Source organism: Rhodothermus profundi (assembly GCF_900142415.1).
Taxonomy (GTDB): domain Bacteria; phylum Bacteroidota; class Rhodothermia; order Rhodothermales; family Rhodothermaceae; genus Rhodothermus; species Rhodothermus profundi.
Window position 1 is genome coordinate 89,313 of sequence record NZ_FRAU01000004.1, and the last position, 26,492, is coordinate 115,804.

24 protein-coding genes are annotated in these 26,492 nt (G+C 60.6%); 11 read left to right on the forward strand and 13 right to left on the reverse strand.

Features of this window, described 5'->3' with window-relative positions:
- The 6 genes from BUA15_RS06930 to BUA15_RS06955 all read right to left on the reverse strand — a co-directional run bounded on the left by BUA15_RS06930 (window position 1) and on the right by BUA15_RS06955 (window position 5,962).
- Window positions 1-672, reverse strand: a complete 672-nt coding sequence (locus BUA15_RS06930; RefSeq protein WP_072715262.1) for a haloacid dehalogenase type II — start codon at window positions 670-672, stop codon at window positions 1-3.
- Window positions 673-750: 78 nt separating this feature from the next.
- Complete coding sequence (locus BUA15_RS06935) at window positions 751-2,013, reverse strand: putative sugar nucleotidyl transferase (RefSeq protein ID WP_072715263.1); 1,263 nt, start codon at window positions 2,011-2,013, stop codon at window positions 751-753.
- A gap of 124 nt (window positions 2,014-2,137) precedes the next feature.
- A complete protein-coding gene (locus BUA15_RS06940) occupies window positions 2,138-3,412 on the reverse strand; it encodes a hypothetical protein (RefSeq protein ID WP_072715264.1) in 1,275 nt (424 codons plus the stop codon).
- A gap of 63 nt (window positions 3,413-3,475) precedes the next feature.
- Entirely contained in the window at window positions 3,476-4,660 is a 1,185-nt protein-coding gene (locus BUA15_RS06945; RefSeq protein WP_072715265.1) for a vWA domain-containing protein, read from the reverse strand.
- Window positions 4,661-4,663: 3 nt separating this feature from the next.
- Window positions 4,664-5,572, reverse strand: coding sequence for an AAA family ATPase (locus tag BUA15_RS06950; protein WP_072715266.1), 909 nt, complete (start codon window positions 5,570-5,572; stop codon window positions 4,664-4,666).
- Between the two features lie 69 nt (window positions 5,573-5,641).
- On the reverse strand, window positions 5,642-5,962 hold the full coding sequence (locus tag BUA15_RS06955; RefSeq protein ID WP_072715267.1) for a winged helix-turn-helix transcriptional regulator: 321 nt from the start codon (window positions 5,960-5,962) through the stop codon (window positions 5,642-5,644).
- Between the two features lie 110 nt (window positions 5,963-6,072).
- On the opposite strand from BUA15_RS06955, the gene BUA15_RS06960 reads away from it, so the two are divergent.
- Entirely contained in the window at window positions 6,073-6,438 is a 366-nt protein-coding gene (locus tag BUA15_RS06960; protein WP_072715268.1) for a DoxX family membrane protein, read from the forward strand.
- 395 nt (window positions 6,439-6,833) lie between these two features.
- On the opposite strand, the gene BUA15_RS06965 is transcribed toward BUA15_RS06960, so the two are convergent.
- Entirely contained in the window at window positions 6,834-7,895 is a 1,062-nt protein-coding gene (locus BUA15_RS06965; RefSeq protein ID WP_072715269.1) for an HAF repeat-containing protein, read from the reverse strand.
- Between the two features lie 143 nt (window positions 7,896-8,038).
- Between BUA15_RS06965 and BUA15_RS06970 the strand changes: the two genes are divergently transcribed.
- On the forward strand, window positions 8,039-8,827 hold the full coding sequence (locus BUA15_RS06970) for a VOC family protein (RefSeq protein WP_072715270.1): 789 nt from the start codon (window positions 8,039-8,041) through the stop codon (window positions 8,825-8,827).
- Window positions 8,828-8,835: 8 nt separating this feature from the next.
- On the opposite strand, the gene BUA15_RS06975 is transcribed toward BUA15_RS06970, so the two are convergent.
- From BUA15_RS06975 to BUA15_RS06985, 3 genes are read right to left on the reverse strand one after another with little or no spacing between them, the layout of a single operon-like run.
- The gene (locus BUA15_RS06975) at window positions 8,836-9,705 is read right to left on the reverse strand and encodes an FAD binding domain-containing protein (protein ID WP_072715271.1); all 870 of its coding nucleotides are present in this window, start codon (window positions 9,703-9,705) and stop codon (window positions 8,836-8,838) included.
- Window positions 9,706-9,729: 24 nt separating this feature from the next.
- A complete protein-coding gene (locus tag BUA15_RS06980) occupies window positions 9,730-12,102 on the reverse strand; it encodes a xanthine dehydrogenase family protein molybdopterin-binding subunit (RefSeq protein WP_072715272.1) in 2,373 nt (790 codons plus the stop codon).
- A gap of 42 nt (window positions 12,103-12,144) precedes the next feature.
- Window positions 12,145-12,660: a (2Fe-2S)-binding protein gene (locus BUA15_RS06985; RefSeq protein WP_072715273.1), complete on the reverse strand. Its 516-nt coding sequence runs from the start codon at window positions 12,658-12,660 to the stop codon at window positions 12,145-12,147.
- A gap of 374 nt (window positions 12,661-13,034) precedes the next feature.
- Here BUA15_RS06985 and BUA15_RS06990 point away from each other — a divergent pair, with 374 nt between their 5' ends.
- From BUA15_RS06990 to BUA15_RS07000, 3 genes are all read left to right on the forward strand, one after another.
- Entirely contained in the window at window positions 13,035-14,624 is a 1,590-nt protein-coding gene (locus BUA15_RS06990) for a glycerol-3-phosphate dehydrogenase/oxidase (protein ID WP_072715274.1), read from the forward strand.
- A gap of 85 nt (window positions 14,625-14,709) precedes the next feature.
- Window positions 14,710-16,545: a glycoside hydrolase family 9 protein gene (locus BUA15_RS06995; RefSeq protein WP_072715275.1), complete on the forward strand. Its 1,836-nt coding sequence runs from the start codon at window positions 14,710-14,712 to the stop codon at window positions 16,543-16,545.
- A 97-nt stretch (window positions 16,546-16,642) separates the two neighbouring features.
- Complete coding sequence (locus tag BUA15_RS07000; RefSeq protein ID WP_072715276.1) at window positions 16,643-17,077, forward strand: PaaI family thioesterase; 435 nt, start codon at window positions 16,643-16,645, stop codon at window positions 17,075-17,077.
- Between the two features lie 4 nt (window positions 17,078-17,081).
- On the opposite strand, the gene BUA15_RS07005 is transcribed toward BUA15_RS07000, so the two are convergent.
- The gene (locus BUA15_RS07005) at window positions 17,082-19,415 is read right to left on the reverse strand and encodes a heavy metal translocating P-type ATPase (RefSeq protein WP_218587569.1); all 2,334 of its coding nucleotides are present in this window, start codon (window positions 19,413-19,415) and stop codon (window positions 17,082-17,084) included.
- A gap of 194 nt (window positions 19,416-19,609) precedes the next feature.
- Here BUA15_RS07005 and BUA15_RS07010 point away from each other — a divergent pair, with 194 nt between their 5' ends.
- The 6 genes from BUA15_RS07010 to ruvA all read left to right on the forward strand — a co-directional run bounded on the left by BUA15_RS07010 (window position 19,610) and on the right by ruvA (window position 24,406).
- Window positions 19,610-19,888: a hypothetical protein gene (locus BUA15_RS07010; protein WP_072715277.1), complete on the forward strand. Its 279-nt coding sequence runs from the start codon at window positions 19,610-19,612 to the stop codon at window positions 19,886-19,888.
- Complete coding sequence (locus BUA15_RS07015) at window positions 19,876-20,634, forward strand: hypothetical protein (RefSeq protein WP_072715278.1); 759 nt, start codon at window positions 19,876-19,878, stop codon at window positions 20,632-20,634. Before BUA15_RS07010 ends, BUA15_RS07015 begins: the two co-directional genes overlap by 13 nt.
- A gap of 3 nt (window positions 20,635-20,637) precedes the next feature.
- Window positions 20,638-21,279 (forward strand): hypothetical protein, encoded by a 642-nt coding sequence (locus BUA15_RS07020; RefSeq protein ID WP_072715279.1) that lies wholly within the window; start codon window positions 20,638-20,640, stop codon window positions 21,277-21,279.
- Window positions 21,276-22,022 carry an ABC transporter ATP-binding protein gene (locus BUA15_RS07025; protein ID WP_072715280.1) on the forward strand — a complete coding sequence of 249 codons (747 nt, stop codon included), beginning with the start codon at window positions 21,276-21,278 and terminating at the stop codon, window positions 22,020-22,022. The genes BUA15_RS07020 and BUA15_RS07025 overlap by 4 nt, the downstream gene beginning before the upstream one ends.
- A 69-nt stretch (window positions 22,023-22,091) precedes the next feature.
- Window positions 22,092-23,807 (forward strand): NAD+ synthase, encoded by a 1,716-nt coding sequence (locus BUA15_RS07030; RefSeq protein ID WP_072715281.1) that lies wholly within the window; start codon window positions 22,092-22,094, stop codon window positions 23,805-23,807.
- Window positions 23,804-24,406: a Holliday junction branch migration protein RuvA gene (ruvA, locus tag BUA15_RS07035; RefSeq protein WP_072715282.1), complete on the forward strand. Its 603-nt coding sequence runs from the start codon at window positions 23,804-23,806 to the stop codon at window positions 24,404-24,406. The genes BUA15_RS07030 and ruvA overlap by 4 nt, the downstream gene beginning before the upstream one ends.
- On the opposite strand, the gene BUA15_RS07040 is transcribed toward ruvA, so the two are convergent.
- Together BUA15_RS07040 and BUA15_RS07045 are read right to left on the reverse strand one after the other, a co-directional pair.
- Window positions 24,403-25,866: an ATP-binding protein gene (locus tag BUA15_RS07040; protein WP_072715283.1), complete on the reverse strand. Its 1,464-nt coding sequence runs from the start codon at window positions 25,864-25,866 to the stop codon at window positions 24,403-24,405. The genes ruvA and BUA15_RS07040 overlap by 4 nt on opposite strands.
- Window positions 25,863-26,423 carry a TOL_0243 family YfiR-like periplasmic protein gene (locus tag BUA15_RS07045; RefSeq protein WP_245771960.1) on the reverse strand — a complete coding sequence of 187 codons (561 nt, stop codon included), beginning with the start codon at window positions 26,421-26,423 and terminating at the stop codon, window positions 25,863-25,865. Before BUA15_RS07045 ends, BUA15_RS07040 begins: the two co-directional genes overlap by 4 nt.
- Window positions 26,424-26,492: the final 69 nt, after the last annotated feature.

Sequence of the window (26,492 nt, forward strand, 5' to 3'; positions counted from 1 at the left end):
TTAGGTTTGAAGCGCCTGCTCTAAGTCAACCAGCGACTGTCCGACCGCCGCCGCAGAGAAGCCTAGCGTTTCGTCAGGCCTTCCGTAACGATTGACCCAGAAGGTCCAGTATCCGTAAGCGGCAGCGCCTGCAACATCCCATCCATTGGCCGAAACAAACCCTATCTCTCCTCGCGGCAACTGTAAGGCCGCTTCTGCCAGGGCGTATACGCGGGGATGCGGCTTAAAAACCTGCACCTGCTCGGCACTTAACACAGCGGCAAAGTAACTTTCCAGGTTGCTCCGCTGAAGCAACGTTTGCAATTGAGCCGCCGTGCCGTTGGAAAGCACCACGAGCGCATAGCGCCGAGCCAGTTTTTGAAGCACGCTGGGCACTTCCGGAAACGAACGCAGCGTCTGGTACGCCTGCAGCAGGTGGTTGTGAACCGTTGGCGTCAGCACCAATCCGAACGAGGCAGCGGCGTAGCGCAACGCTTCGTCGGTTACCTGTTCGAAGCTGACGTACTGTCCCATCAAGCTTCGCAGCCAAGTGTATTCTAGCTGCTTCTGTCGCCAGCGCCGGCTGAGCGCTACGCCTACGTCTGGAAAAAACGAGGCGCAGAGCTCATCTATCGCGTGCACATCGAAAAGCGTCCCGAATGCATCGAATGCCAGTGCTTTAAGCTGCACCATGTTCCTGTGGTCCCCGGTTTGCTGCCGTCTGCGGCCAGGCTGCCGGCAACCTGAAGCGGTTCGATGCCAGCAGGCAGGTTACTCGGACGACGTCGCGTGCACCTGCTCAAACAGCGCCGTAAGCACCGCCCGTTCGGCTTCGTCTAGCGTATGCTGGCGGCGCGCCATAACTGCTTCCGCTACCCGCAATGCTTTCTCCAATCGGAAGGGCACGTAGCCTTCCGCAGGCGATCCCCAGGAGAATGAAGGCACGTAGCGCGCATGGAAACCCGGCCCATACAGGTTACAGCTTACCCCTACCACGGTGCCTGTATTAAAGGTTGTGCCGATGCTGGTCTTCGTATGGTCCCCCATGAAGAGCCCCAGAAACTGGCGGCCGGTGGCTTCAAAGGTGCCCAGCGTTTCGTTGTACAGCGTTACCGGCCCATAATCATTGCGCAGGTTTGAACAGGTTGTGCCGGCTCCCAGGTTGCACCAGCGTCCGATGTACGCGTGGCCTAGAAAACCATCATGCGCCTTGTTGGAGTAGCTATGCACGATCGTGGTATGCACCTCCCCACCCAGTTTGACCCCGGGGCCTACCACGCAGTTGCGCAGTTGTGCTCCCACGCGCACTTCCGCCCGCTCGCCCACCGCCACAGGTCCTACCAGCACCGCTCCCTCCGAAACCACGGCTCCGGGTCCGACATAAATCGGTCCGTCGGTAGCATTCAGAATAGCGCCGGCCCGAACGGTCGCGCCAGGAGCCAACCGAATCTGTTCGCGGCCTACCAGCACGGCGCCTGGCTGCACCAGCGCCTGGCTGTCGGCAGCCGTTGGCCGATCCCAGGTGGCTCCATCGGTCGCAAAAGCCTGCTCCATCCAGTCGATCAGGTGCCAGAGTCGCCCCACCAGACGTACGCCCTCTACCCGCTCCTCGGGCAGATCGGCAAAGAAGTCTCCTGAAAGGAGCGTTGCAGGAAGCGGCCGGGAAAGCCCCTTCGGAAACCAGGCAGCAACCACCGTTTCTCCCTGCACAAATCGGCGGGCAGACTCCCCATCCGTAGCTGCTCGCCGAATGCGCGCCAGCACTTCGCCGGGATCACCAAGCGCTCGACCGTTCCACAGCAACACGCCTCCTGCAACCTGCGCTGGATTTACCGGGAGCTGGTAGAGCCGCGCAGCCATGGGCGCTACCATAGCGCGGGCATGCAAGCAGACAGCCGGCGGCTGCAACGCCCCTAGCACACGCTCCAGCAGGGTAGGGAGTCCTAAGCGCAAATCGTAAACGGGTCGCGTGTGCACCAGCGGCGCCAGATGAGCCGCTTCCTGATCTTCAAAAACGCAGAGCGTCCAGGACATGGTTCGGACTTCCTCCGACTGGTTTGGGGATCGGCTGCTTCCAAGACAAGATACAAAACCCGGCAACGCGCAGCGGGCCGGAGACGCCGCAACGCCTGCGCTGCCAGAGACCTTTGTTGCCGTTTCAGTATCTCAATAGCTGGCGCAGATTAAGCACAACGCTTACCTCCAGTCCCCCTCCTACCAGATCAGTTCCTCCCATCAGTACAACAGGATCAGCGCGCCATACCAGTCCTGCAACGACTACCGGAAAGGCTCTGCGGTTGCCTCGGTGCTCCTGCCAGCGCATCCCTACAGCCAGCGCGGGTTGCACGCGCGGTGCCAGCCATCCGGCAAAACCCAGCAAGCGCACTGCCAGTTCTTCGGGTCTGGTGCGCGAACGGTCCAATACCGCTTTATTCATGCTTACCTGCCACAACATCCCCCAGCCCGTACGCAGCACGCCACCGGTTACTCCAATAGGCGTGCGCTTCAGATTTCCTGCATAGCCCAACCCGCCCCCAGCTACCGCTACCATTGCTACCACAGCTACCCCGACCAGCGCGGCTGGCAGCAGCGTTTCGTGTTCTTCTTCCTCTTCTTCCGCGTCATCGGCTTTCCCTCGAAACCATCCTCGCCCGCTACTCCGGCCGCCTCCTTCCCGCCTCACCCGCGAACGCTCAGCCGAACGTCCAGTCTGCCGGGGCCGGCCTTCGACAGTCGCTCGTTTGCTTGCCCCCTGTCTCATGACCATCTCTGAATCCAAGATCACCTCAATGAAAGGGGGCTCCGGATAGACCCGCACCATCGACTGTGCCTGTACCCCTCCCGCCTCCTGGCCCGTAAAGGCTATCCACTCAAGCATGAGGCTATCTGGTGCCATGCCCGCCGCCAGCCAGGCCGCAAGCGAATCGGAAGGCACCCATCCAAAAACTTCTTGCGCCGGAAAAGAATAGGTGTCCGATGCAAATACCTCCGGCCACGGACCCAGCGCCAGACTATCGAAACGCAGTGGCCATGCTGCCACGGGACGTCCCTGAACTGCAAAACGAATCCGCACATGCATGGCCTGCAGCTGCACCTCGCCAGGCATCTGATCCCAGAGCACGCGGCGCCCTCGATAAAGCCCCCAGGTGGCCGGATACCAGGCCAGTGTAAAGGTAGCATGCACCGTATCGCCCACCACCTCATAGCGGTAGCCCAGCACCAGCGAATCCAGAAACGGCAGCACCTCAACGCGCAACCAGGGCCCCCCTTCTTCTCCCATTACCTGCCTCAGCTCCTCTTCCGAAGCCGGCCAGTGCAAGATCTGTAGTGTGCCTTGCTGCACCTGCGCCTGGACCGGCCCTGTTGCCATCAATAGAACCAGACCCAGTGGCCGCATGCGTCGCCAGAGCAGCACAGAGATGATCGGACTCATAGACAGTTAGCATGCTTTGCGTTGCACCAATCATGCATCTGGGAGCGCTATGCATTTTATGTTTTATGGGGCAACAACGGTGCCGGATGTTCGCCGATCCAGTGAAGCCAGCAAGTTGCCCAGTTGCTCCAGCGAAGCCAGGTTGTGCACTGGTAGAAAATGATCAACATATGGGAGCGCTGCACGCATTCCCTGCGTGAGCGGTTGGTAGTGCTCGTAGCGCAGCAGTGGATTCAGCCAGATAAGCCGATAGCAACTGCGCGATAGCCGCGCCATTTCACGGGTTAGCAACGCAGGATCCCCGCGGTCCAGGCCGTCACTGATGATCAGCACGACGCCGCTGGCGGGCAGTACGCGTCGAAGCCATCGATAGTTAAACGTCCGCAAGGCTTCTCCAATGCGCGTGCCGCCCGACCAGTCCTGCACGGCCCGCCCCACTTCCGCCAGGGCAACATCGACATCCCGCAGGCGAAGCTGGCGCGTGATGCGCGTCAGACGCGTGCCAAACACAAAGCTCTCCACGCGGCGCAGACCACCCGTGATCGCATGCAAAAAATGCAACAAGAGCCGACTATACCGCTCCATGGAGCCGCTGATATCACAGAGCACCACCAGGGGACGTGGTTTGTAGCGAGGCAGACGCATGGCCAGATGCAACACCTCGCCCTGGCGACGCAGCGCCAGGCGGAGCGTTCGGCGCCAATCGGGACGCCCCTGCCGTCCGCCTGGCTGCCAGCGGCGCGTGCGGCGCGGCGGCAATGGCCAGCGCAGCGTGCGTAAAAACGCCCGCACCGCCGCTTCTTCCTCAAGGGTCATCTGGGCGAAGTCCTTGTGGCGCAGCACCTCGTCGGCGCTGTAGGTCAGCATCCACCTTACGTCTTGCTCCTCAGCGTCTGCCTCCCTGGAATGGACGCGTCTGGGTTGCAGTGCTTCCAGGGCCCGCGCCATCCCGGGCGGCCATGCTGACGACGCAGGCGCTTTGGGTAGCAATGCGGCCAGCTCCTCAGGCAGTACGGAATGTTCCCGCCAGAATAGCTGAAAGACCTGGTCGAACAGCACCGCCTCGCTCTGATGCCGTACGAATACGCTGAAAAGGGCCTGCCGCACATCCTCCCGCCGCCTTATGCCAACCAGCTCGACAGCACGCAGCGCATCCAGCACCTGATCGGTACCAATGACCAGACCGGCTCGACGTAGCGCCTGCGCAAAGGCTACAATGCGCGCTGGAATATTTCCCGGAGCATCCATGCCTCAGCTTCCCTGAGCACGCGCTGCTTCCAGCAACCGCGCCTGCACTTCCGGCCGCTGCACCAGTTCTACGTCATCTCGATATTTGAGCAACGCGCCCAGCGTTTCCGCGACTGCGGCTTCGTCCAATTCCGAGCGATTCAGCGCCACAAGCGCTTCTGCCCAGTCAAGCGTTTCGGCCACACCTGGCGGCTTATACAGATCTTCCTGACGCAACGCCTGCACAAAGGCTACCACCTGGCGAGCCAATTGCTCAACCAGCCCGGGCACGCGGCGCTGCACAATCGCCAGCTCTTTCTCAAAGGAAGGATACGCAACCCAGTAGTAAAGGCACCGACGTTTGAGGGCATCATGGATCTCCCGCGTACGGTTCGACGTGATCACCACAATCGGCGGCACTTCTGCCCGGATGGTGCCCAGCTCAGGGATAGAAATCTGAAAATCCGACAGCAGCTCTAGCAGAAAGGCCTCAAACTCTTCATCACTACGGTCCAGTTCGTCAATCAGGAGCACCGGTGCCTGTCCATCACGGCTTTGCTGCACCGCCTGCAACAACGGCCGCGCAATCAGAAAGTCTGCACTAAAAATTTCAGCCACCAGCCTGTCGCGATCAACCCGTCCGCTTGCCTCAGCCAGCCGAATCTGCAACATCTGCCGCGCATAGTTCCACTCATAAACGGCCGTATGCACATCAAGCCCCTCGTAACACTGCAGTCGAATAAGAGGGACCTGGAGCATCCGGGCCAGCACCTTGGCTACTTCCGTCTTGCCAACTCCCGGCTCTCCCTCCAGAAAAAGAGGCCGTCGCATCCGCAACGCCAGATAAATGGTCGTGGCCAGGCTCCGCTCGGCTACGTAGTCGTGCGCGGCCAGTGCCTGCTGCACTGCTTCAATAGACTGTGGAAACGCCATGGCCGATATCTCGCTTTCTACGTTACTTAACGAAGAGGTGGCACGCAGGTGCTGCGTGAACGTTTCCCGCTAGCTGCGCTCCCGAAGATAGCGCCGCCCCCACGCTTCAATGGCCTGCACCACGGTTTCCAGCGCCCGCCCGGCTTCAGTCAAACTGTAGCGCGTACGAGGTGGCATGTGGGATGCAATCTCTTTTTCAATCACCCCCAGCTTCGTCAACCGATCCAGCCGCTGCGCCAGCGTGGCCGAATTGCATCCCCCAATGGCTCGCGCCAGCTCATTAAACCCCCGTGGAGCTTCTAACAACGCCCGAATAATGTGCAACGTCCACTTCTCCTGCAACAACTCAATCGCTGCATAAACCGGGCAAAATGACTCCTCTCTGTTCATCCTCGCTCCTTCGTTAACACTTCGTTACACTTTACAAGCTAAAGCACTTGATTTTCCCAAGCAACAACTATTATTTGTTTAAACAAGTAAAACCAACCTAGCGATGCCCTATGGAGATCGTATTCTGGCTGGGCCGCATTCTGTTCGGAGGATTCTTTGCTATAAATGGCCTCAATCACCTGCTTAAAGTGAACCAACTGGCACCGTATGCGGCTTCCAAGAAGGTACCGGCCCCCCGGGTAGCAGTTATCGCCACTGGTTTGCTATTGCTTGCCGGGGGACTGGCCGTACTCACTGGCCTGTATGTACGCATCGGTCTCTGGCTGCTGGTCCTTTTCCTGGTGTTGGTAACTCCCTGGATGCACAACTTCTGGACGGTGCAGGATCCTATGCAGCGCATGGGGGAGCAAGTGAACTTCCTCAAGAACATAGGTCTTCTGGGAGCAGTCCTGCTCCTGCTCTACTTCTGGAGTTAAAGGCTTTCCATCCAATGCTTTTGCGGGAATCAACCCTAGGGGCGGAGGACGAAGGTTCAGTTGTCGGCCTGCGATGCGTCAGGTGAGCCCGTCGGCAGGGCACGCGCCAAGGATGAGAGCAAACAAGGAGGGTTGGCTGAGCAGCTTTTTGCACGCCTGTTCCGCTCCGAAGGGACTTACGTGAGCGGCTAAACTTCGATGATCGACCTGAGCGAGACGTGTGGCATGCGAGCTGTGAGCTACTGGCTGGAGCGGACGGCTTCCGGTCGGTCTGGCTCTGCCCGGGCTCCGCGCTGATCTGGCAGCAGGGCGTGTTTCTAACCCCGGCAACAGCACCGGAGTAGCGCTGTAGCCACCGAGCCTGCCGCTTCAAATGCAAAAGCCGGCAGACTGGTCTAGTTCATTGCCATAAGCAAACCGGCAGCGTCCAGCAAAAAGACTTCAACGCGGTCGTGTGCAGCGTTGTATCCCGTTCCGGCCATATAGCGCCCGTTATACGAGACAACAGGCGCCCCCCAGAACATCGATCCGCGCGACAACAATCCGTTATAGACCTTGCGCAACACGCGCATTTTGCCGGTCTGCCAGTGGAACGTACGCCAGACGCCCTCTTTGTCCTGGGCAACCCCGACAATCACCGATCCATCTTCGGAGACCCAGACGGCTTTGCTGTCCCAGCCTCCCAGGGTGCCGAGGTCTTCCATGCCTGTCTCGGCCGTCCACCGAAACGCGCGGCGGCGACCGCGGGCATCCTCGGCCATCCCCACTACCACACGTCCATCAGCCGACACCGCCAGCGCCTGGCTCCAGTCGCCTCCCAAGGTGCCGAGGTCTTCCATGCCTGTCTCGGCCGTCCACCGAAACGCGCGGCGGCGACCGCGGGCATCCTCGGCCATCCCCACTACCACACGTCCATCAGCCGACACCGCCAGCGCTTCACTTTCCGACCCACCCAGCGTCCCCAGGTCTGTCATCCCCTGGTTGACCGTCCACCGAAACGCACGGAATCGTCCGTAGGCATCTTCAGCCGTACCGACAACAACCTGACCGTTGGCGGCTACGGCCAGGGCTTCGCTCTCCAGCCCTCCCAGGGTGCCGAGGTCTTCCATGCCTGTTTCGGCTGTCCACCGAAACGCACGCGTGTGGCCATAGCCATTTTCCGCCATGCCCACTACCACGCGTCCATCGGCCGACACCGCCAGCGCCTGGCTTCGAAGTCCTCCCAGCGTCCCCAGCTCCTGCTGTCCTTCCCACACGGTCCAGCGAAACGCGCGACTCCGACCTTGCTCGTCCCGAACCACACCAACCACCACGCCTCCATTGGCCGAAACTCCCGTCAACCGATGTACGGTAAGCTCCTGCAGATCTACCCACGTGAACGACTGGGCCTGGCCCCTCATTCCTATCCCCCATGCAAAGCACAGAGTAGCCAGCCAGATCAAGGTCGGACGTCTCATAACAATCTTCCATTTACGGTTCACGACACCACCGCCTCCGAGCCACCCGCAAACCGAGGTGTCTCGGAGAAAAGTATCGGCAGGTATGCAAGGCGGGTTTAGTGGATTGTCCTGGAGGTTAGGAACATACGAGAAGAGCCAGTATGTCTGCAACGTTTCCGCTACGCATCCGCGCGCTGAGGTTGCGCGTGCGCGCGCTGCATGTGCAGCATGCCTTCTATCACAACGTGCTGGGGCTGTCGGTGCTTGAGGCCACCTCCGACCGACTGGTGCTGGGCCCGGAAAGCGCTGCCTTCACCTTAGAGCTGGTGGCTGATCCATCGGCTCCCCTGCGTCCCTGGCCTTCAATCGGGCTGTATCACTTTGCCCTGTTGTTACCGGATCGGTCGCACCTGGCTGCAACGGCCCGTCGGTTGCTGGAGCACAATGTCTTTTTCGAAGGCGCGGCTGATCACGCTGTTTCTGAAGCTCTGTACTTTCGGGATCCAGAAGGAAATGGACTGGAGTTGTGTGCGGATCGTCCCCCCGATACCTGGCCACGTCAGGGGGCGCTCATGGTAACCAGACCGTTAGACCTGGCAGCACTCTTGCGGACCAGCCGACCTGCTCCGCTTCCGCCTGAGGTGCGCCTGGGCCACCTGCATTTGCATGTGCCCGACCTGGACGAAGCCGAGCAGTTTTTTGCGGGTCAGCTCCGCATGACCGTCACCCAGCGCACCTATCCGGGGGCCCGCTTTTTTGCCTACGATGGCTATCATCATCATATTGGCACCAATATCTGGGCCCGAGGGCGCCGCGCACCAGTCCATGCTACCGGCCTGCTGGCCTACACGTTGGCGGTTCCTGCGGGCGTAGCCCACACGCTACCCTCAGTGCTGCAGGATCCGGCCGGCATCCGTGTGCACCTTCGACCAGAGCGCGTTGCAATGTAGCAGCAGCTTCAGCGCTGGGCGCGTTCGAAGGCCTGTTGAAGTGCGCGGCGCGTAAGCACGTGGCACAGGTGCGCTCGGTATTCGGCCGTTGCGGCCAGATCGCTCAGCAGATCGTCGGCATCGACCAGGTCTTCAAGCGCGGCCACCAGGGTCCGATCATCAATGGGTTTCCCCACAAGCCGCTCTTCTGCACTGGTCGCGCGGAAGGGCGCCGCGGCCGCCCCGGTAATGCCGATACGTACTTCGGCGCATGTGTCATCGGGTGCCAGTTTAACGAAGGCGGCCACGCCCACCACGGCGTAGCGGGAGGCAGGGTTCGGGAACTTGAGGTAGGCGGCCCCGCTGCGCGGTGGCATCACGGGCACGCGCACCCGCGTGAGCATTTCACCGGCCTGAAGCGCGGTGGTGAACAGTCCCTGGAAAAATGCGCGCGCGGGAATCGTGCGGCTACCGTCTGGCCCGGCTGCTTCAATCTCCGCATCCAGCGCCAGCATGACCGCAGGATAGTCGGCTGCTGGGTCGGCATGTGCCAGGCTGCCCCCAATGGTTCCTTTGTTTCGCACCTGCGGATCGCCAATCAGGGCAGCCGCTTCCGGCAACACAGGACACTTCTGCTGCAACAGGGGAGAAAACTCAATCATCCGGTGGGTAACAAGTGCCCCTAGCTCAATGCGGCCGTCTAGTTCGCGTATTTCTGTGAGTTCCCGGATGCCGCCAATGTCAATAAGCATCTCCGGCGTGCTCAGCCGGAGTTTCATGAGCGGTATCAGACTGTGCCCGCCTGCCAGCAGCTTTGCTTCGTCGCCATGTTCCCGAAGCAGGGCGAGCGCTTCGTCAATGGAATGCGCCTTCTTGTATTCGAACGTCTGCGGAATCATGGCCGTCTTGCTCGGTTAGATGGTTCAGGAAGCGTGTCCGTCGGTGGGCAGCCCCTTCATAGCCCGCCAGACGCGTTCAGGGGTCAGGGGCATGGGGATATCCCGCACGCCCAGGTGATAGAGCGCATCAATCACGGCGTTGACCACGCAGGCCGTGGCAGCAATCGTCCCCGCCTCTCCGGCTCCCTTAGCTCCCAGGGGATTGTGCGGACAGGGCGTCTCCTGATGCCCGATCTCAAACGAGGGCAGATCGTCAGCGCGCGGCAGTGCGTAATCTAACAGCGATCCTGTTAGCAACTGCCCGTTTTCGCGATCATAAGCCGCTCCTTCGAGCAATGCCTGCCCCACCCCCTGGGCGACGCCTCCGTGAATCTGTCCTTCCACAATCATCGGATTGATAATGCGCCCCACATCATCGACCGCCAGGTAGCGCAGCAGCTTCACCTTGCCTGTCTCGGGATCGACTTCGACAACCGACAGGTGCGCGCCAAAGGGGAAGGTAAAGTTAGCCGGATCATAAAAGGCATTCTCCTCCAGGCCAGGCTCCAGGTCCTCTGGATAATCGTGGGGCACGTATGCTGTCAACGCAACGTCACCAAATCCAATAGCCCGGTCGGTGCCTTTCACAATGAACTGGCCGTTGCGGAACTCCAGATCTTCTTCTGCTACCTCAAGCTTATGCGCGGCGATTTTTCGCGCTTTGGCCTTGATTTTTTCAAGCGCCCGGTAGATAGCACTACCGCCTGTGGCCAGGCTGCGCGAGCCATAGGTACCCATCCCAAAAGGAATTTCCGCTGTGTCCCCGTGGATAACTTCCACGTCTTCCAGCGGAATGCCCAACTCATGCGCCACAATCTGCGCAAAGGTGGTCTCGTGGCCCTGGCCATGCGAGTGCGTACCGGTAAAAACCTGCACCTTACCGGTCGGCAATACTCGGATGGCAGCACTTTCATACAGACCGGCTCGTACACCTATGGCTCCTGCAACCTTGGAGGGAGCCAGCCCACATGCTTCGATGTAACAGGAAAGCCCGATGCCAAGGAGCCGCCCTTGCTCCCTCGCTCGCTTCTGCTCTTCACGAAGTTGTTCATAGTCCGCCATTTCCAGCACCTTGTTGAGGGCTCCCTCGTAGTTGCCGCTGTCGTACTGGAGCACAACGGGCGTCTGATAGGGGAATTCGTCTGGCTGAATAAAATTCCGGCGCCGGAGTTCAGCCGGATCTATTCCCATTTCATGGGCGGCCAGGTCCACCAGGCGCTCGACCACGTAGGTCGCTTCAGGACGCCCGGCGCCTCGGTAGGCATCTACGGGCGTTGTATTGGTGAAAACGCCCTTTACTTCGACGTGAATGTGTGGCGTTTTGTACTGACCGGCCAGCAACGTGCCGTACAGCCAGGTGGGTACGCCCGGCGCAAACGTGGAAAGGTAAGCGCCCAGGTTTGCAATGGTTCGCACGCGGAGCCCCACAATGCGACCGTCGCGGTCAAAGCCCATTTCGGCTGTTGTGATGTGATCGCGGCCATGGGCATCGCTCACAAAGCTTTCGCTCCGCACTGCCGTCCACTTCACGGGCCGTCCCAGCTTGCGGCTGCTCCAGGCACAGATAACCTCTTCCGGATAATGGAAGATCTTCGACCCAAAGCCTCCGCCCACGTCCGGCGAGATCACGCGCACTTTATGCTCAGGCAGGTTGAGCACAAAGGCGCACAGCAAAAGCCGAATCAGATGGGGGTTCTGGGAGGACGTGTAGAGCGTCAGTTCATCCCGTCCCGGGTCGTAGTGTCCAATAGCGGCACGGGGTTCTATGGCATTCGGGATAAGCCGTTGGTTGACAAATTCGAGTCTGGTGACGTGATGCGCGGTAGCCAGGGCCCGGTCGGTTGCCTCGCGGTCGCCCAGCTCCCAGACGTAGCACAGGTTGCCCGGCGCCTCGTCATGCACCAGGGGAGCGCCTTCTTTAAGGGCTTCGGCAGCATCCACAACCGCCGGGAGTTCCTCGTAGTCCACCTCCACCAGTTCGGCAGCATCGCGGGCAGCGGCTTTCGTTTCGGCGATAACCACGGCCACCCCATCGCCCACATAGCGCACCTTGTCAACGGCCAGGGCATAATGGGGGGGCTCCTTCATGTCGGCGCCAATCTGCCAGCCTGTCGGCAGTGAACCCACGCCGTCGTCCAGCATGTCTTTGCCCGTGAAGACGGCGACAACCCCCGGATGCTGGCGCGCCTTTTCCGTATGGATGGCCCGAATGCGGGCATGCGCATGGGGACTGCGTACAATCCAGGCATAAAGCATGCCCGGCAACACTATATCATCGGTGTAACGTCCCCGTCCTGTCACAAAGCGCCGGTCTTCAACCCGGCGAACAGGGGCTCCAATGTAGGTTCTGGCTTCCATGGCTTCAGACAGGTTTTTTGCCTGTTCCGTGATGCGCTCCGATCAAGAAGCGCCCGTAGGTGCGGGCTCTCCTCGCGGCACCACCTCCTCGCCCCGCATGCGAGCAGCCGCGTGCTGAATCGCCCGCACGATGTTGTGATAGCCTGTGCACCGACAGAAATTCCCCTCTAATGCCCGCCGAATTTCTTCTTCCGACGGATCCGGATTGCGCTTCAGCAGGTCGGCGGCGGCCATGATAACCCCCGGAGTGCAGAAGCCGCACTGCAGCCCATGCTCCTGCCAGAACCCTTCCTGGAGGGGATGCAACTGGCCGTCCTGAGCCAACCCTTCAATGGTTGTAATCTCGCAACCGTCAGCCTGCACCGCGAACATGGTGCACGACTTAACGGCCTCGCCATTCACATGCACCGTGCAGGCACCGCACTGGCTCGTATCGCAGCCCACATGCGTGCCCGTGAGCCCCAACACATCGCGAATGAGCTCAACCAGTAACAGGCGGGGCTCGACCTCCACCCGGTGCGTCTGTCCGTTGACCGTAACCTGAATCGTGTGCCGCATAATGCCCCCTTGGTTTAAAGAGAAGCGCTTTGTCCAGATTATTTCCTTCATCTCTTCATCGCCTCTTCACCACAGCTTAATTAAAAATTTCTCGGCTCCTGGTCAAGAGATCGGCTCTGCTTTTTGGGGCGTTACAGGTTTGTAACAACCTCTGCTGCAACGGCAGGCGCCGGCCGCAGCATAGGAGAGTGCGAGCTCTCAGGGCAGTGCGACCTTATTTTCTATCGCCCGGATTGGTCAATCAGGTGGGGATACTGCAGGGCCAGTGATTCTGGCAACCAGCCCTGCTCTCTGGAATCCTTTCGGAACCGTACCCGATTCCCCTCGGTGGAAATCCTTCGATTATCGCCAACCGGGTAGAATCAACCAGGTGCATGCAGGCTCATCTACACCGCGATGCTTTTCTGGAACGCCTGCGGCAAGAGGAGATCTGGGATGTAATCGTGATTGGTGGCGGGGCTACCGGACTGGGCATTGCCCTGGATGCAGCCGCCCGAGGTTTTCGCACGGTGCTCTTCGAGCAGCATGACTTTGGCAAGGGGACTTCAAGCCGGAGCACTAAGCTCATTCATGGAGGCGTGCGCTACCTGCGAGAAGGAGACATCAGCCTGGTGCGCGAAGCGCTTCGCGAACGCGGCCTGCTGCGACACAACGCGCCCCACCTCGTCTGGCCCCGCCTGTTTGTGGTGCCATGCTATCGATGGTGGGAACGGCCTTTCTATGGGCTGGGCCTCTGGATCTATGACCGCCTGGCTGGCCCTGCCCGGATGGGTCCCATGTGTTGGCTTGATGCTACTGAGACGCGCGCTCTCCTGCCCACGCTTCAGACTGATCACCTGCGAGGCGGTCTGGCCTACACCGACGGCCAGTTTGACGACGCGCGGTTCCTGGTACATCTGGCCTGGACGGCCGCAGAGCATGGCGCGGTGGTGTTGAATTACATGCCTGTCGAGGCATTGCTCCGCACGCGAACGCGCCTGGAGGGCGTCATTGCACGTGACCTGGAATCGGGTGAACAATTCGAAGTGCGGGGCCGCGTGGTGGTTAACGCCACCGGTGTTTTTGCAGATGCGGTGCGCCGCATGGACAACCCTGAAGCAGCTCCGTTAATCATACCAAGCCAGGGCGTGCACCTTGTACTGCCCCGGCGCTTTTTGCCAGGCGAAGCAGCATTGCTCGTTCCGCGCACCGACGACGGCCGCGTGCTATTTGTCATTCCCTGGCACGGCCATGTGCTTCTGGGGACCACCGACGCGCCCGTACCTACCCCTGCCCTTGAGCCGCTTCCTACCTCAGAGGAAATCGCCTACCTGCTGGCTCATGCCGCTCGGTACCTGCAGCCTGCACCCACAAATGCCGACATCCGCGCTGTCTTTGCCGGGCTTCGACCGCTGGTGCAACGCAGCCCGCTTAAAGAAGACACCGCCCACCTGTCTCGCGAACATGTGATTGTCGTCTCTCGTCGGGGACTGGTCACCATCACAGGAGGCAAGTGGACCACCTACCGCCTCATGGCCGCGGAGACGGTCGATCGGGCGCTCCAGGTTGCCGGTCTTCCCCATCGCCCTTCGCCTACGGCCACGCTACGCCTGCACGGCAGTACCTGGCAGATCGACCTATCAGATCCCTGGCATGTCTATGGAAGCGATGCGGGCCGGATCCGCCAGCTTATGAAAACCGATCCCGAACTGGCCACCCCGCTGCATCCTCGCCTTCCGTACCGCATGGTCGAAGTGGTCTGGGCGGTCCGCTACGAAATGGCACGCACCCTTGAAGACGTGCTGGCGCGGCGCACGCGCGCGCTGTTTCTCGATGCAGAGGCTGCATGCCAGGCCGCCCCGGCTGTAGCGCAACGCATTGCTGCCGAGCTAGGCCGCGATGCGACCTGGGTGCAGGAGCAATGCCGGCACTTCATGGCACTGACCCACCGCTATAGCTCGGTGCTTCCGGAACCTGCAAATTGAGACCGCTCCCAGCCGTTGTGCCGGTTGCACGAGCCTCGAGCTCCCCTTATTCTCTGGGGGATTCAAAAGCTACTTACCGCAGACTATGCTGCGTTTCCTGTTTTTGCTCGTTGGCGTCCTCTTCGACACCACGTTCACGCCACGCATTCTGACCAATCATATAGGCTATGAAGCCCGAGGTCCGAAGCAAGCGCTCCTTCAGGGATCCGCTACCCTGCAGCCGACCGGCTGCTTCCTCTATAAAGCAGACACCCGAAACATGATCTTGCGCATCTTCCCGGAACCCCTCGGACGCGTCAAAGACTGGCCAGCCTGGCACTTCTGGCGCCTGGATTTTTCCTCCGTGACCGAAGCGGGTTTCTACTGGCTGCGCTGCGAGACAAATCAGGGCCCGGTGACTTCTTTTCCTTTTGAACTGCAGAACAATCTGCTGGTGCGCCGAACGCTTTCGGACGTGCTGTTCTATTTCAAGAGCCAGCGAAGTTCAGGACGCTACGACCGTGCCGACCGCTGCCGCCCCTTCGAGGGAGGCTTCCGCACAGGATGCGTGGACGTGCGCGGCGGCTGGTACGATGCTACCGGCGACTATGGCAAACACCTGTCGCATTTATCCTTTTCTACGTATTTCAATCCCCAGCAAACGCCCCTGGTCGTCTGGGTACTGCTGGAAGCGTACCGATTGCTTTCCGAGCGAGACGACCCCGACGTTCACCAGTATCGGATTCGAGCGCTCGACGAAGCCCTCTACGGAGCCGACTTTCTTGTGCGCATGCGCGACCCCTACGGCTCGTTTTTTCGGTCGGTGGCTGCCCCCGGTCCGGCAAAGCGCCCGGAAGACCGTGTAATCGCAGCCACGCGGGCTGCTTATGCCCTGGCCGATCCAGCCACGCGGACCAAGCAGGAGCAAGTGCTGGCCGTTAACGACTCCATCGCATTGTACGACGTCAGCTACCGGGCAGGCGGAGGACTGGCCATTGCGGCCCTGGCCCGAGCCAGCACGCTGCCCGTGCATGGCGATTTCGATCAGACCACCTACCTGCGGACTGCTGAGGCCGCTTTTGCCTTTCTGGAACGGTACAACCGTCAGCTTACCAACGATGGCCGCGAAAACATCCTGGACGACTACAGCGCCTTAATGGCAGCCACCGAACTGTATCGCGCAACCGGCAAGACGGCCTACCGTGAAGCCGCCTATCGGCGGGCCCGTCGCCTGATGGCGCGTCTTGCCACGTGGGGTCCCTATCGAGATTACTGGCGGGCCGACGATACCGACCGGCCGTTCTTCCATCCCTCCGATGCGGGACTGCCCGTGGTCAGTCTCCTGAACTACCTGTCCATAGCCGATTCGGCGCGTCGCGCGGCGGTGCTGGACGTCGTGCGGCGAGCCCTGCGCTTTGAACTGACGATCACGCGCGAGGTCCCCAATCCTTTCGGGTATGCCCGGCAGCTTGTTCAGGATACCACTGGCCGTCGCTACAGCGCCTTCTTCTTTCCCCACAACACCGAAGCAGCTCCCTGGTGGCAAGGCGAAAATGCCCGGCTGGCTTCCCTTGCAGCGGCTGCTCGCATGGCCGCTCCTTTCTTTGCCACCGACACGACCTTCTATCGGGAGTTGCACCAGTTTGCCTGGGACCAGCTCCACTGGATCCTCGGCCGCAATCCGTACGACGTGTGCATGCTGAAAGGAGTAGGACGTAACAACCCGGAGTATCTGTTCTTCAATAGCTATGCGTACACGAACGCTCCGGGCGGCATCAGTAACGGCATCACTGGCGGGCTGAAAGGACCAGGCGGCATTGCCTACAACCTGGGCTATGCCGTCACCGGACAGGACACCGACTGGCGCTGGACCGAACAATGGTTGCCCCACGCAGCCTGGTACCTGTATGCCATCGCCCTGCCTCATTCCGTTTCTCCCTGAGCTGGCTGCATACCCCCCTCACGCCATTGCAAATGACAGGCAAGCGCACTTTCTTTACTGCCGTCCTCTATCTCATGGAGCAGTCTGATATCCAGCGATGGATCCGGAAGCCCATTTCCGAAAACTGGAGCGTATGTACCAGCAGGCGCCGATTAACGCCTACTTTCAGCCGCAACTGCACGTGTCGGAACGACAGGCTACGTTGACAATCCCGATCCGTCCAGAATTCTTCCATGCGGCCAGTGCCGTGCACGGCGCGGTCTACTTTAAGGCGCTGGATGACGTAACCTTCTTTGCCGCGCAGTCTGTCGAAACCCGCTTCTTTATCGTAACCGTAAGCTTTACCCTTTACTTTTTGCGCCCGGTTACGTCAGGTGTTCTGAAAGCCAGAGGCCGACTGGTGCATCATGCGCCTCGTCTGCTCGTCGCCGAAGGAGAACTCTACGACGAGCGCAACCGGCTGATCGGACGCGGCAGTGGCACGTTCATGCCCAGCAAGATCTTGCTGAGCTCGGAGATTGGCTACCAGTAGTATGCTACGATTCCCGAAAGCCTAATAATCGCAAGCCATTCAGCGAAACCAGAACCGTGGACCCTTCATGCCCCACCACTGCCAGAGGCAGCGACATCCCCTGCAGCAGAATCGCACCGATCATCAGCCCCATCACGCCAAACGCAATCGCGAAGTTTACCAGCAACGTGCGGCGTGTTGCGCGGCTGAGCGCCAATGCATAGGGTAGTTGGTGCAGGTCGTCGCGCATGAGCACCACGTCGGCGGTCTCCAGTGCCACGTCTGTGCCGGCACCTCCCATGGCGATCCCCACCGTGGCCGCTGCCAGTGCCGGCGCATCGTTCACCCCGTCTCCCACCATCGCGGCCGCTTCGTAGCGATCGACCAGGGCTTTCACCTGGGCAACTTTCTGAGCAGGCAGTAATTCGGCAGCCACGACATCGACACCTGCCTCCCGGCCAATAGCCTCGGCCACGTAGCGGTTGTCGCCTGTCAGCAACATGATTCGGGCAATCCCCAGCTTTCGGAGCCGCTGCATCACTGCGGCGGCGCCGGGTCGCAATCGATCCGCAAAGGCCAGCCAGCCCAGCACCTCCTTGCGGCCGGCACGCTCCCACGCTACCAGTACGGCCGTCTTGCCCTGACGGGCCAGCGCCTCAACGGCTTCCTTTCCTTCGGTAAACCCTTCGGCCTCCTGCCACGCTGCCTCGAAGTAGCGCAGATTACCCACGTGCACCGTGGCCTCGCCTACCTTAGCCCGCACGCCCTTGCCCACTACTGCCTGAAAACCTTCGACCGCCGGCACCTGCACGCCCCGCGCACGAGCCGCCTCAACAGTAGCCCGCGCCAGATGATGCTCTGAGCGCTGCTGCACCGCAGCAGCCAGCCGCAGCAGTTCCGCTTCGGAGAGTCCTGCCTCTGCACGCACCCCGATCTGCACCAGGCGGGTCCGACCTTCGGTAAGCGTACCGGTCTTGTCAAACGCAACGGCCCGCACGCGCGCCAGCGCCTCGACATAGACGCCCCCCTTGAACAGCACGCCCCGCCGCGCCCCGGCCGCAATGGCCGACAGCACAGCAGCCGGCGTCGAAATTACGACGGCACAGGGCGAGGCGGCTACCATAAGCGTCATGGCCCGGTAAAAAGCCTCTCCAAAAGGTTCTCCCCAGAAAACGACCGGCACCACAATCGCCAGCGCTGTCAGCCCCAGCACTCCCAGCGCATAGGGTTGCTCCAGACGATCAATCAACCGCTGGGTTACGGCCTTTTCGCTCTGCGCCTGTTCAACCAGCTCAATCATGCGAGCCAGCGTCGAAGCCGAGGCTGGTCGGGTCACGCGCACCTCCAGGCTTCCCGTCGTGTTGATCGTGCCGGCAAACACCTCCTGCCCGGGCCCCTTATCCACCGGCATCGACTCACCCGTGATGGACGATTCGTCTAGCGCACTTTCGCCCCGAACAATCACGCCATCAAGCGGCACGCGGTCTCCCGGACGCAGCACGAACACCTCTCCAACCTGCACCGCTTCCACGGGCAGCTCCACTTCTCGCCCCTCCCGGATCACCCGTGCCCGGTCAGGTCGAAGCTCCATAAGGGCCTGAATAGCTCGCCGCGAGCGTCCGATGGCATAATGCTGCAGCAGATTGGACAGCGAAAACAGAAACAGCAGCATGGCCCCCTCAGCCGGCGCCCCGACGACCAGCGCACCTAACGCCGCCAGCACCATCAGTAGGTCGATATCGACCGTGCGATGCCGCAGCGCTTCAATGCCATTACGCAGCCCGTCCCACCCCCCGAAGACATAGGCAATCCCATAGGCCAGAGCGCTCACAAGCGACGGCGCTCCCAGCCGTCCGGCCAGCCACCCCACAACCAGTCCACCCAGCGTCAGGGCCACGAAGAGCGCCTCTCGGCGCGTTCCCTGAAGCCAGAGACGCCAGGATTGCGCTGGCTCAGACGGCAACGTTCGCACGCCGAAGCGCTCGACCACGCGGGCCAGCTCCTCCGGCGAGGTCTGCGCCGCATCGTAGGCAACATGCAGCACACCGCCCCGAAACGACACGTGCGCCTGCCGCACACCCGGCAGCGTCTGCAACCGTCGCTCCAGCGCCAGCGCACAGGTCTCGCAACTGCGGCCGCCCTGCTCCTGCACATGCAGGGTGCAATGGGCCGGCCGCTCTTCCAGAGCAGCCGCCAGCTCCCGGGCCAGCCGCTCGGCCTCCGCTGCCGAAAGCCGCTGGCGATCATAGGTAAGCGTCAGGCGTCCCGAGGCCGGATCTACCTCCACCTGCACCAGTCCATCCGCCCCGGCAGCCGATTGTTCGACCAGTTCCGCACAGGCTTTTATTTGAGATTCCATGCAAACATACAGGTTGGCTCTGGTGTAACGGTTTCACCAACGCCCCAACGCGCCTCAGGATGCTGAAATTGCAAAATTTAGAAGTGGTCCGAGTTCAGGTTATCGCACGGTTACACTTGACTTGTGTGTGTTACCTTTTTGTGTGTGTTACCTTTTAACGCCAACTCATCACCCATCCAAGCTACTGGTTCGCTATGATCCACTGGATACGCAGGCTTCTCCGCATCACGCTGGGCTACGTCATGCTGCATCCCGTTGCCGGTTCGCTCGTGGCCCGGGCTCAGCACGAACCGGAACGTGGTTTTCTGGATGCGTTGCAGTGTGGCCTTGCCATTGCAGGTACAATCGTGTTCTTTATCGGGCTTTTTGCCGTGCCCCCTGCAGGAGCAGTAGGATGGACGCTATATTTAAGCAATGCCATTCTTGGCCCAACCGCAGTGGGCACAGGGCTCGTAACGGAATGTTTGCAGTAAGTCCATTTCGCCCCTGGCTTCGGCTTAACTACCGCCTGATCGGCCGGGGGTGGTCGTTGCTGGAATTCTGGGCATTGGTCGCCCTGAGTGGGATCGGCATTTTTACGCTGGGCTTTATTCTACCCCTGTTTCAGAGCATGTATCCCCGGAACGCCGGCAATGCGGCCACCTATACCGTTACCCTTCTGCTGTATAGCTACCTGGTATTATGCTACCTGGTTTTTCGACTTGTCCGACGGACCGACTGGCACCGGGGGGTGCTTGTTCGCTTCTCCCACATGCCGAGGTATGCGCTGGCATTTTTTGTGCTAGAGCCCGGCCTGCTGATGCTCGCTGGTTTTTACTTGCTGGGGCTAGCTGTCGGGTTCGCCGCCTTCTTCCCGGTGGGGCAGGCCCTGGCGGCCATCGGGCTGACGCTGCTTGTCCTGGTCGGTCTGTTTGCGCTGCTGTTTGCTGCGTGGTGTCGCTGGGGCGGTCGGCTTCAGGGGCGTCACGAATTGCTCCAGCTCGTACTGATAGGCGGGTGGCTTCTTATTCTGCCGAATATAGCGGCCAACTGGCTCCCGGCTGTTCGGGCGTTCGTCGCCTGGTTGCTTTCGCTGTCGCGCTACGTGCCGCTGGCAGGGTCTTATGGGGAAGCCATGGCGGCCATGCTGAGCGGTGCGCCCGTGCTGACGCCGATATTATGGCTGCTGGGGCATACGGCCGCGGCGCTGCTGATTGCCGGGTGGGCCAGCCGGGGATGAGCCATGCGTTCGGTGCACTGCCTGCTGTTGCGCCTGCACGGTCGCTCTCGATCCAGGGGGGCCGCCTTCCTGGTCGTGGGACTGATGGCGCTGCTGCTCTGGAAGCTGGGGCAGTATGCCCCGGAAGCGCACGATACGCTCCGGCTCTTGTATGCTATCGGTAGCAGCATGGCATTGATTGCGCCGTTTTTCGAATGGTTCGTCAACGACCACGAATGGTGCTGCTACCGCCTCTGGGGCGTTGATCTGGCCGAATTGCTCCGCCGTAAACGTCAGGTATTGCTGCATCAGCAGGGGTTGGTGGCGCTGGCCATGCTGGCATGCTGGATCGCCCTGCATCCGGCCACCTGGCGCCAGGATCTGCTGCCGCTGACGGCTCTGAGCCTCACCGCCCTGAGCGGCGGCTCTGTCGCCGGACTGGCCGTTTATCCGGCCGTGCGCCGCTGGTGGCCCGAAGCCCCTGTTGTAGCCGGGTTTATCGGGGGCGGGACACAATTGCTCACGCTGGGTATCGTCCTGCTGGGTTACCTGCTGCCGCTTCTGGTGCCCCTGCTACTTTTTGTTCTGTGGCGCTTCAGCCGCCCGCTGTTTTCCCGGACAGCGCGCCAGTTGGACTCCCTGGAACTGTCGGTAAGACGCGCATGAACGCAACAGCGCTGGACGTTTACCGTTGCTCCAAGCGCTTTCGCAGTCGAAAAGGCACCGCGCAGGCCCTGCAGGACGTGACCTTTCAGGTGCCTGAAGGTGCGCGCTGCGGCCTGCTCGGCCCCAACGGAGCCGGGAAAAGCACGCTGATTCGCATCCTGGCCAACCTGCTCAGGCCCGACGCTGGCCAGATTACGGTGCTGGGGCACCCCCTACGCTGGGGTCGTCATGCCTACAAACGCCAGGTGGGCTTCATGCTGGAAGACCTGGCGCTGATGGAACGCCTTACGGGCCGCGAGCAGCTCGAACTGGCGGCGCAGCTTTACGGTCTTCCCCCTGACCAGGCCGCTGCCCGGATCGAATCGCTGACCCGTCCCTTTGAAGTAGCCACAGCGCTCGATCGCTGGATCGAAACCTATTCAAACGGCATGCGACGCCAATTGGCTTTCCTGCTGGCGCTGCTGCACCGGCCACGCCTGATCGTGCTGGACGAACCCTTCGAAGCCATGGACGCACAGGCGATCGAGGCCGCCATCGACCTGCTACATGCGCATAATCGTGAGGGCGCCACGCTGCTGATCAGTTCCCACCGGCTGGACAAGCTTGAGCGCCTGTGCGACTACCTGGTGGTGCTGCACCGGGGACGCGTGCGTTTTGCTGGTCCGATTGCTGACTTTTGCAATCATCTACCCGAGGCCGATACTCTGGAAGCCGCCTATCTGGGCTGGCTCCGAGCCGGCTGAAGGGAACGCACTGGTCCCCTGCGGCGTGTTCTGCGGCGTCGCATTCGCTGTCTAATGTGCCAGGTGCCTATGAAAATCGCGCTGGTGCAGCTCAACCCGATCGTTGGCGACCTGCAGGGTAATCGCCGCAAGATTGTCGACTATGCACACCAGGCCTATCGTCAGGGGGCCGAACTGGTCATCTTTCCGGAAATGTGCGTGGCAGGCTATCCGCCCCAGGACCTGCTCGACATGCCGGCTTTCATCGAAGCGATTGCGCACACGGTTGAAACCATTGCATTAGAAGTTCCTCCGGACCTCGGCGTGATTCTGGGCGCTCCCATTCGCAACGAAAATCCGGTCGGCAAGCGGCTTTTCAACGCAGCCCTCTTACTGGAAGGCGGACGTGTCGTCGCCCGGGTCACAAAGCGCCTGCTGCCCACCTACGACGTGTTTGACGAATACCGCTACTTCGAGCCTGGCCCTCCCCAGCCGGTCGTACACTGGCGCGGCCTCCGGATAGGCCTGCATATCTGCGAGGACATGTGGAACAACGAGGACTGGGCCCCCTACCACCTCTACGACGAAAACCCCATCGACGAGCTGGCCACGCAGGGGCTCGATCTGTTTGTCAACATCAGCGCTTCTCCCTTCTCGCTGGGCAAACACGACGAACGGAGCCGAATTATCGAAGGGATCTGCCGCGAGCACAGCGTCCCCTTCGTTTACGTCAACCAGGTAGGCGCTAATACCGAGCTGATCTTCGATGGCGACAGCCGGGTTCATGCCCCGGACGGCTCGATTCTGCTGTGCGCTCCCTCCTTTCAGGAAGCCCTGCTCCTCTGGGATACCGACGCATCCTATGCCCCGTATGTGCACCAGCGCACTGACATTGAGGATCTGCATGATGCGCTGGTGCTGGGCATTCGAGACTATTTCTACAAAACGGGTGCATTTGAAAAGGTTGTGCTTGGGCTCTCCGGAGGCATCGACTCGGCCGTCACCTGCGCGCTGGCTGTAGCGGCACTGGGGCCGGAGCGCGTCGTTGGCGTAGCCATGCCTTCGAAGTACTCTTCGCCGGAGTCGGTGGAAGATGCCCGCCAGCTAGCCGAAAACCTGGGCATTACGTTCCATGTGATTCCCATTATGCCAGCCGTTGAGGCCTTTCGTGAGATGCTGGCACCGGTCTTTGACGACCTGCCGGAAGATGTCACGGAAGAAAACATCCAGGCGCGTGCGCGGGGGGTCACGCTCATGGCGCTGTCGAACAAGTTTCGCTACCTGTTGCTTTCAACGGGCAACAAGAGCGAAATGGCCGTCGGGTACGTAACGCTCTACGGCGACACGAACGGAGGATTGGCCGTGCTGGCCGACGTCTACAAGACGCAGGTCTATCGCCTGGCCCGCTACATCAATGCCCGAGCCGGCCGTTACGTCATCCCCGAACGCATCCTGACCAAACCTCCCTCAGCCGAGCTGCGCCCCGGGCAAAAAGACACCGACACCTTACCCCCCTATGAAGTATTGGATGTAATCCTGCAACACTACATTGAACACCGGGAAGAAGTGGACGAAATTGTTGCGGCCACGGGGTTCGATCGCGCCCTGGTGGCGGACATCCTGGGGCGCGTGGACCGCAACGAGTACAAACGCCGGCAGACGCCTCCGGGCCTGCGGGTAACGGGCAAGGCGTTTGGCATTGGACGTCGCCTGCCCATTGTCATGCGCTGGAACCGGACGGTGCTTGAAGAGGTGCGCCGGAACCACACCGCAGCCCTGCAAACCCAGTCAGAACGCTCTGCATGATCGCCTACGTCTCCGGAAAACTTGCGGCTAAAAAGCTGACCGAAGTGATTGTGGACGTGCACGGCCTGGGCTACCGGCTGCTGATCCCCACGTCCACTTATGAAGTGTTGCCCGAGGTCGGTGCGCCCGTCCATCTATTTACCCATTACTATGTGCGGGAAGACGCAGTGCTGCTGTTCGGATTTGCAACGGAGGCCGAGCGCGCGCTGTTTGAGCTGCTCATCGGGGTAGCCGGTGTAGGGCCTCGTCTGGCGCTGGCTGCCCTCTCTACCCTCTCTCCGGGTCAGCTCCGGGACGCTGTAACGACCGGAAATGCACAGGCGCTGAAGCGCATACCTGGAGTAGGCCAGCGCCTGGCCGAACGATTAATTGTAGAGCTGCGGGATCGTCTGGCACTGCTGGATCTGGCCGAACTTGCGCCGGCAGGTGTGGACGACGTGCGCGCGCAGGCGCGAGCCGATGCTCTGGCAGCGCTGGAAGCGCTGGGCCTGCCCCGTGCGGCGGCCGAACGCAGTCTGCGCAAAGTGCTTCGGCAACATCCAGGACTTCAGTCGGCAGAAGAGCTCATCCGGCTGGCCCTCCGTGAGCATGGTAGCTAAGCCTGCGCGCAGGACGTTCCGTTTGTCGCCACGCGGCTGTCTGCTGACTGTTCGCGGCGGCGAGGAATAATCACCGTGAAGATGCTGCCAATCCCTGGTTGACTTTCTACATAAATCTGTCCATCCAGTAGCCGTACAATGCGCTGCACGATGGTCAGGCCAAGCCCACTGCCCTCATAATCGCGGGAAAGCCCACTGGATGCTTGCTTAAATTCCTCAAAGATGACCGACTGTAGCTCTTCCGGAATACCAATGCCCGTGTCAGCGACCTGCAACTGGATGGTTTCGGCGTCTCCCTCCAGGAGCACGGTCACGCCACCTTTTTCGGTAAATTTAATTGCATTATGCACCAGATTTTTGACCAATCGCTCCCAGAGCCCTTCATCGATGCAGGCGGTCAGGGCAGCTTCGCTGCTTTGCAGCGTGAGCTCCAGTTTTTTGCTGCGGGCTAGCGGCTCTAATTCGTTGATCACGGCCCGCGTGGCAGCTACCACATCCAGCTCTCGATGATGCACGCACACCGTACCGGCCTCCAGGCAAGACATGTAGAGCAGGGAATCCAGCGTATCGAGCAGCCGTTGCCCACTCTGTTTGATAACCTGTGCCATTTCGCGTTGCATCGGATCTTGCAGCTCTTCTTCCAGAATCTGCGCGTAGCCCAGAATACCGGCCAGCGGCGTGCGGATTTCATGGTTCATGTTGGCCAGGAACGTGCTTTTCAGACGTGCCATTTCTTCAGCGGCTTCTTTGGCAGCCACCAGCACGGCCTGGTGTTCCTGGACGCGGGTCAGCATTTCATTGAACGTGGCAGCCAGCTCGCGCAGTTCAACGGGACCTTCGACCGGCACCCGAATCGAGTAGTCATGGGTTTCGGCGACTGAGCGCACTACCTGACGCAAACGTTCCAGCGGGCGCACAAGGCCCCGCTGCAGCAACGCTACCAGTATCATGCTGATGCCCAGGGCCAGCAAAATGACATTACCGCCTACGGACGCATAGTGTATCATGCGCTCTCGCCAGCCCAGCAGACTTGCTCGCAGATAAACATAGCCCTGCGTTTGCCCCTCCCACCGCACGGTTTCTACGTGATGCAGAAAGGTGCGTCCCTTCTCGACAGCCGGCAGACGCTCCGGCAATTCGGTGGCTTCCACGCCATTGAGGTACCAGGCAAACGGCCTTCCATCCGGGGTATACAGCGCTGCGATCTGCACCGATGGAATGCTGCGCACGCCTTCCAGCACCTCCGTGGCTGCCGGAGCATCCTGAAAAACCAGGGGGGCCACGCTATGCTCAGCCAGTAATCGGCCCAGCACTTCCAGCTCGCGCGCCTTCTCGCGCCGAAACTGCGCCAGATCGTACAGGGCAAACAGTACGCCCGTCAGTAGCAGAATGACCGTGCTGGTCCACAGCACGATCAGAATCATCTGCGTTTTAAGCGAGCAGCGATCTACGAGCCTCATCTTTTTTCCTCGTAGATTCGGGCCAGCCGGAGCAGACGCGCACTCAACTGAAGCCCTGCCCGGCGAGCCGCCGTGACATTAATTTCAAAATGCACGCGATTCCCCTCTTCCACCAGGCGTACAATCCCCCCTTGTCTCAGAAAATCCTCGCCTTCGCCAATCGTCAGCACGGGCTGATGTCGCAACTGCGCCAGCGCTGCCTGCAGCATCTGGGTCGGCATCGCCCCTATGAACACGATATGGCAACCTTGGGCCGACGCACCAGCAGGTAAATGGCGAATCTCCAGCGGTCGGTTGTGCACAGTCTTCCCTTTGAGCTGTTCCAGCGCCTCTCCAAAAGGATTCTTTCCCAGGAGGCACAGTCGAAGGGGCGTTTCGGCACCTTCAAAAGCCTTATCAGGCCAGAGGCTGAACTGCGCAAAATGGTATAGGAACGTCGCCTTAGTGCGGTAAATGCGCGTCCGCTCTACAGGTATCGTCTGAATCAACCCGCTTTCTGCACCCGTTGCATTTCCCGGCAGAAGCAGCAGAAAACACCAGAGCAATCTGTATTTCATGGTCTTCATTGCCGTCCCTGCGTTCGTTATCCATGCGTTTCTGCCGCAGCGATTTCATGCACTTCCCCT

Bases quoted from the DNA above. Each gene is read 5' to 3' on its own strand.
- BUA15_RS06950 (WP_072715266.1), bottom strand. From the start codon at position 5,572: ATGGCGTTTCCACAGTCTATTGAAGCAGTGCAGCAGGCACTGGCCGCG.
- BUA15_RS06980 (WP_072715272.1), bottom strand. From the start codon at position 12,102: ATGGAAGCCAGAACCTACATTGGAGCCCCTGTTCGCCGGGTTGAAGAC.
- BUA15_RS07045 (WP_245771960.1), bottom strand. From the start codon at position 26,423: ATGAAATACAGATTGCTCTGGTGTTTTCTGCTGCTTCTGCCGGGAAAT.
- BUA15_RS06965 (WP_072715269.1), bottom strand. From the start codon at position 7,895: ATGAGACGTCCGACCTTGATCTGGCTGGCTACTCTGTGCTTTGCATGG.
- ruvA (WP_072715282.1), top strand. From the start codon at position 23,804: ATGATCGCCTACGTCTCCGGAAAACTTGCGGCTAAAAAGCTGACCGAA.
- BUA15_RS07000 (WP_072715276.1), top strand. From the start codon at position 16,643: ATGGATCCGGAAGCCCATTTCCGAAAACTGGAGCGTATGTACCAGCAG.
- BUA15_RS06940 (WP_072715264.1), bottom strand. From the start codon at position 3,412: ATGAGTCCGATCATCTCTGTGCTGCTCTGGCGACGCATGCGGCCACTG.
- BUA15_RS06975 (WP_072715271.1), bottom strand. From the start codon at position 9,705: ATGATTCCGCAGACGTTCGAATACAAGAAGGCGCATTCCATTGACGAA.
- BUA15_RS06955 (WP_072715267.1), bottom strand. From the start codon at position 5,962: ATGAACAGAGAGGAGTCATTTTGCCCGGTTTATGCAGCGATTGAGTTG.
- BUA15_RS06990 (WP_072715274.1), top strand. From the start codon at position 13,035: ATGCAGGCTCATCTACACCGCGATGCTTTTCTGGAACGCCTGCGGCAA.
- BUA15_RS07020 (WP_072715279.1), top strand. From the start codon at position 20,638: ATGCGTTCGGTGCACTGCCTGCTGTTGCGCCTGCACGGTCGCTCTCGA.
- BUA15_RS06945 (WP_072715265.1), bottom strand. From the start codon at position 4,660: ATGGATGCTCCGGGAAATATTCCAGCGCGCATTGTAGCCTTTGCGCAG.
- BUA15_RS06970 (WP_072715270.1), top strand. From the start codon at position 8,039: ATGTCTGCAACGTTTCCGCTACGCATCCGCGCGCTGAGGTTGCGCGTG.
- BUA15_RS07010 (WP_072715277.1), top strand. From the start codon at position 19,610: ATGATCCACTGGATACGCAGGCTTCTCCGCATCACGCTGGGCTACGTC.
- BUA15_RS07030 (WP_072715281.1), top strand. From the start codon at position 22,092: ATGAAAATCGCGCTGGTGCAGCTCAACCCGATCGTTGGCGACCTGCAG.
- BUA15_RS07025 (WP_072715280.1), top strand. From the start codon at position 21,276: ATGAACGCAACAGCGCTGGACGTTTACCGTTGCTCCAAGCGCTTTCGC.
- BUA15_RS06930 (WP_072715262.1), bottom strand. From the start codon at position 672: ATGGTGCAGCTTAAAGCACTGGCATTCGATGCATTCGGGACGCTTTTC.
- BUA15_RS07040 (WP_072715283.1), bottom strand. From the start codon at position 25,866: ATGAGGCTCGTAGATCGCTGCTCGCTTAAAACGCAGATGATTCTGATC.
- BUA15_RS07015 (WP_072715278.1), top strand. From the start codon at position 19,876: ATGTTTGCAGTAAGTCCATTTCGCCCCTGGCTTCGGCTTAACTACCGC.
- BUA15_RS06935 (WP_072715263.1), bottom strand. From the start codon at position 2,013: ATGTCCTGGACGCTCTGCGTTTTTGAAGATCAGGAAGCGGCTCATCTG.
- BUA15_RS06985 (WP_072715273.1), bottom strand. From the start codon at position 12,660: ATGCGGCACACGATTCAGGTTACGGTCAACGGACAGACGCACCGGGTG.
- BUA15_RS06960 (WP_072715268.1), top strand. From the start codon at position 6,073: ATGGAGATCGTATTCTGGCTGGGCCGCATTCTGTTCGGAGGATTCTTT.
- BUA15_RS07005 (WP_218587569.1), bottom strand. From the start codon at position 19,415: ATGGAATCTCAAATAAAAGCCTGTGCGGAACTGGTCGAACAATCGGCT.
- BUA15_RS06995 (WP_072715275.1), top strand. From the start codon at position 14,710: ATGCTGCGTTTCCTGTTTTTGCTCGTTGGCGTCCTCTTCGACACCACG.